Annotated in this window: 4 protein-coding genes; all 4 read right to left on the reverse strand. The window is 64.0% G+C overall.

Going from position 1 to position 4,753, the window contains the following annotated elements; genetic code table 11:
- Positions 1-556: isocitrate/isopropylmalate family dehydrogenase (locus WCE35_RS15605; protein ID WP_424594240.1), on the reverse strand; the 556-nt coding region annotated here is incomplete at its 3' end.
- Between the two features lie 29 nt (positions 557-585).
- A complete protein-coding gene (locus WCE35_RS15610) occupies positions 586-1,689 on the reverse strand; it encodes an ABC transporter ATP-binding protein (protein WP_424594241.1) in 1,104 nt (367 codons plus the stop codon).
- A 28-nt stretch (positions 1,690-1,717) separates the two neighbouring features.
- A complete protein-coding gene (locus WCE35_RS15615) occupies positions 1,718-2,740 on the reverse strand; it encodes an ABC transporter substrate-binding protein (protein WP_424594242.1) in 1,023 nt (340 codons plus the stop codon).
- 24 nt (positions 2,741-2,764) lie between these two features.
- The gene (locus tag WCE35_RS15620; protein WP_424594243.1) at positions 2,765-4,531 is read right to left on the reverse strand and encodes an ABC transporter permease; all 1,767 of its coding nucleotides are present in this window, start codon (positions 4,529-4,531) and stop codon (positions 2,765-2,767) included.
- Between the last annotated feature and the right edge of the window lie 222 nt (positions 4,532-4,753).

Below are 4,753 nucleotides of genomic sequence, written 5' to 3' on the forward strand. Positions count from 1 at the left end.
CATTGGCCTTGTGCACGATGGTGAGGCGCTTGCGCCGGCGCATCGCCAGCCCGCAGGCGGTCTGCGCGATGCGCTCGCAGCACAGCCGGGTGATGCGGCGAAGCGAGACCACGACGTCGGGCGTGACCAGGAGCTCGCTGTTGCCCTGCGCCATGTTGCGGTCGGCATAAAAGCCTTCGGTATTCTCGCGCACCACGACGAGATCGAACGCGCCGAACCGGTTGCGCAAGCCCGGATAGGTCCGCGCCGGCCGCAGGTTCGCGAACAGATCGAGGTTCTTGCGGAAATATTTCGACGGGTTGATGCCGCCGCTGTTCTCATCCTTGAAGTCGGCGGTCGCGGTCGGCCCAAGGATCAGCCCATCCGCCGATCCAACGGTTTCCAGCAGGCCCGGCTTCACCGTCGTGCCGAACTGCCGCAGGCTCTCATGGCCAACCGCATGCTGGTCGATCTGTATATCCAACTGAAACCGCTCGGAGACGATCCGCAGGATGTCGAGCGCCGCGGCCGTGATCTCGGGCCCGATGCCATCACCCGGCAAGACGACAATGCGCATGAAAAATCCCCCGCGGCCGTTTCCGGCTTCTATTCATACGATGACGGTCCGGTATCGCGGTAGGCCCAGCAGCTTTCCCGCGGCAGCGAAATCGGCGTCTCGGCTCCGACCTGGTGCCGGGCGGCCGTGCCCAGTTCAACCACCTCGAGCCGGCGGCCGAACAGCTCGATGCCATAGGCCGTCTGGGTGCCCTGATAGCGGCGGTCGAGAACCTTGGCCGAAAAAATATTGGCGCCGTCGTGCCTGCCGATCGTGATATTTTCCGGCCGCACCGCGATGCGCACCTTTTCGTCCGGCCGAAGCGAATGCAGCAATGCCACCTCGCCGCGCCGCCCGTCGCCGAAATCGACCACGCCGAACTGGCCGTTGCGCGCGACCAGCGTAGCGGCAAGCTCATTGGTGGCGCCGGTGAAATTGGCGACGAACAGATCGGCCGGCCGGTTATAGATCTGGTCCGGCGTATCCATCTGCAACAACCTGCCGTCACGCATCACGCCGATGCGGTCGCCGAGCACCACCGCCTCGGCCTGATCGTGGGTCACATAGAGCGCGGTCATGCCGGTCTGCTTGAGGATGACGCGCAGATCGTCGCGCAGCCGCAGCCGCAATTTGGCGTCGAGGTTCGACAGCGGTTCGTCGAGCAGCAGCAGTTGCGGCCGGTAGACGATGCTGCGCGCCAGCGCAACGCGCTGCATCTGGCCGCCGGACAGCGCCACCACCGGCCGGTCGGCATATTCCGACAGGCCGACCAGTTCCAGCGCGTCGTTCACCATGCGATTGGCGTCGGCGCGGGCGATCTTCCGATGCTTGAGCGGGTAGATCACGTTCTGCCGCACGGTCATGTGCGGCCACACCGCATAGGACTGAAACACCATGCCGAGATCGCGCTGTCGCGGCGGCACCAGAACGCCGCGCTCGGGCGACGACACCACGCGGCCCGCGATGCTGATTTCGCCGCCGCTCGGATGTTCCAGCCCGGCCACGCAGCGCAAGGTCGTGGTCTTGCCGCAACCGGAAGGTCCGAGCAGCACCACGATCTCGCCGGCCGGCACGGCAAAGCTGATGCCATCGATGGCTGGCCGACCGATCGCAAACTGCTTGCGCAGGTCGGTAACCTCGAGCGTCGTCGTCATGAATGGACCTGCTTCATGCGTCGATCGCTCACTGCCGGTACCCGAAGGTCTTGTCCCAATCCGCGACCCAGGCGGAATGCAGCTTCACATAATCGTCGAATTTGGGATACCAGACCTTGACGATGTTGGGATCGAACCCTTCCGGATAGGCCGGCGGCACCTTCAAGGAGGTCAGGTTGCCAAGTTCCTTGATCATGAACGTCTGCCCCTCCTTCGACAGGCACCAGTTCAGGAAAAGTTTCGCGGCATTGGGATGCGCGGCGGTCTTCGGAATTCCGGTTGCGTAAGGGTTGACCGGCACGCCCTCGGGCGGGAAGAAAATCCTGATCGGCGCGCCGTCCTTCTGCTTCGGGTAGATCGCGTTGTAGAGCAGCGGTCCGACGCCGACTTCGCCGCGCACCATCGCGTCCGACATCGGCGCGCCCGAGGGATAGAGGATCGGATGGGTGGACGCCTGCTTCGCCCAGTAATCCTCCCCCAGCACCTGGCGCTCGAACATGATGCGGGTCCAGGTGGTGCCGCCGGACTGCGCGAACACCTGGCCGGTCAGCTTGTCATATTGCGGCCTGGTCAGATCCATCCAGGATTTCGGCGGATCCTTCACCACCTCGGTATTGTAGGCGATCGACCACACCAGCGTCGCGCGCGGCCAGAGTTGCGGCGCGACCTGCGCATCAGGATTGTAGTCGGCCGCGTTGGGCGGCGCATAGTCCTGGAACATGTCGGCCAGCGGCTGCATCAGCGCGCGGTCGGAGTGATCGACCACGTCGGCGATCAGCTTGCCGGCGGCGGCTTCCGTCTTGACGCGGGTGATGAGCTGGCCGCCCGGCGCGCGCACCATTTCGACCTTGATCTCGGGGAAGCGCTTGTTGAAAGCCTTGATCACCTGCTGTTCGACTTCGGCAAAATTGGCGGTGTAGTAGACCAATTTGCCTTCGGCTTTTGCCGCCGCGATCAATTCCGGCGAGCCGAATTCCTGCGCGCTTGACGCACCACCAAGACCGGCAAAGCCGGCCAGCGCTACAATCGTGGCGACGATCTCTCTTTTCATGGCCAGTCCCTTCCCTTGGTTTGGTTATCCCGCGCGGACGACGCTGCCCTGGGTCGCGCCGCGCGACAGCCAGTTCGCCCCACCGATGAGAACGCCGAGCAACACCGTCTGCACCAGGCTGAATGCCGCGGTCTTGCCGAGATTGCCGCCTTCGTAATAGTCGAGCAGCAGCACCGACATCACCATGGTGTCGCTGGTGTAGAGAAACAGCGACGAGCCGAGTTCGCGGATCGCCAGCACGAACAACAGCGTCATCGACGCGATCATGCCCGGCCGCGCCAGCGGCAGCACGATCGTCCTGATGGTGCCGAGCATGCCCCTGCCGCAAACCCAGGCCGCCTCTTCGAGCTCGCGGTGGATCTGCAGGAACGAGGTCGACAGCGCCTTGACCGTATCCGGCATGAAGCGCGCGATGAAGGCCAGCGCCAGGATCCAGATCGTGCCGTAGAGCCCGCCGGGAATGCCGATCCAGGCCCAGAGATAGGCGACGCCGACGACGAGGCCGGGAATCGCGACCGGCACCGTCGAGATCAGGTCGATCCAGCGCCGGCCCATGACCTGCGTGCGATGGATGGTGTAGCCGATCGCAAAGGCGAGCGCGCCGCCGACCACGGCCGTGATGACGCCGACCTCGACCGCATTGTAGATCGACCTCATGGTCAGCGGATTGTCAAAAATGCTTTCGAAATGCATCCACGAATATTGACGCGCGTCGAACAGGCTGGCGGCGTCGCGGATGAACATGAATTTGCGGAACGCCGCCACGATCAACGCCAGAATCGGCAGGACCACCACGACGACCAGATAGACCACCCCGAGGCCAAAGGTGAACCAGCGCCAGCGCCCGAGGTCGAGGCTGCGCGGCCGGAAAGCCTTTCCGGCGACGGTGGTGTAACTGCGGCCGCTCAGCACCTTCTGTTGCAGCAACACCAGCATGCCGGTGACCACCATCAGGATGATCGCCACCGCCGCGGCGGTGTTGTAGAGCGGCGGCGACCAGTTGGTGAGCTTGAAAATATAGGTGGTAAGCACGCTGAGATTGGTCGGCGCGCCCAGCACCGCCGGAATGCCGTAGATGCCGAGCATCACGATGAACGACAGCAGCATGCCCGACACGATCGCCGGCATGATCAGGGGAAAGGTCACCGAGAACAGGGTCGCAAACGCGCTGGCGCCGGAGATTTCGGCGGCCTCCTCCAGGCTCGGATCCATGTTGCGCAGCGCCGACGAGGTAAACATATAGACATAGGGCGCGTAGTAGATGCCGAACACGAACACCAGCCCCCACAGCGAATAGAGATCGATCCGCCAGTCGAGGCCGATCCATTTGAACAGGGTGTTGATCAGGCCGGTCTTCGGCGAGCCGAGAATGGCCCATGCCACGCCCGCGACCAGCGGCGGCGCGAACAGCGGCAACACGCTGGCGGCGGCGATAAAGCCCTTGAACGGCGTGTTGGTGCGCACCACGATCCAGGAAAACAACAGCCCGATCACGACCGCGATCAGGGTGCCGCCGCCGCAGGCGATCAGCGTGTTGAGCAGGGCCTCCGCGACGTTCGGGTTCGCCAGCACCGTGAGGAAATTGGCGATCGAGAGATGGCTGAGGCTGAAACCCTCGACCACCGGATTGGTGTCGGTGAGCGCGCCCAACAGCAGCATCAGGATCGGATAGACCACCAGAAAACCCAGAATCGCCAGCAGGGCGGAAACCCAGAGGCCGGTCAGCATGCGCCGACGAATATCCTCGCCGGCGCCTCGCGTGATCTCGCTGCGCCCCGCTTGCCCGTTCAAACGCATTTCCCCTCGCCGGCAGCCGTCATTTTGGGTGTCGCGACCGCCGTGCCGGCCCGAGCCTAGTCGATCACGCGGCGGGCGGAAAGCTAGTCGAAAGTCGGCGGCTGAATTGTCGCGGAAGGCGGAAATTCAAGGCGGCGACCTTGATCCGATCGGCGGCCAGCGCGTAGGGCGGGTTCCCTTTAACCCGCCATCTCGCGTGCAACGGCAGGCTAAAAT

The organism is Bradyrhizobium sp., from assembly GCF_049691595.1.
GTDB lineage: Bacteria > Pseudomonadota > Alphaproteobacteria > Rhizobiales > Xanthobacteraceae > Bradyrhizobium.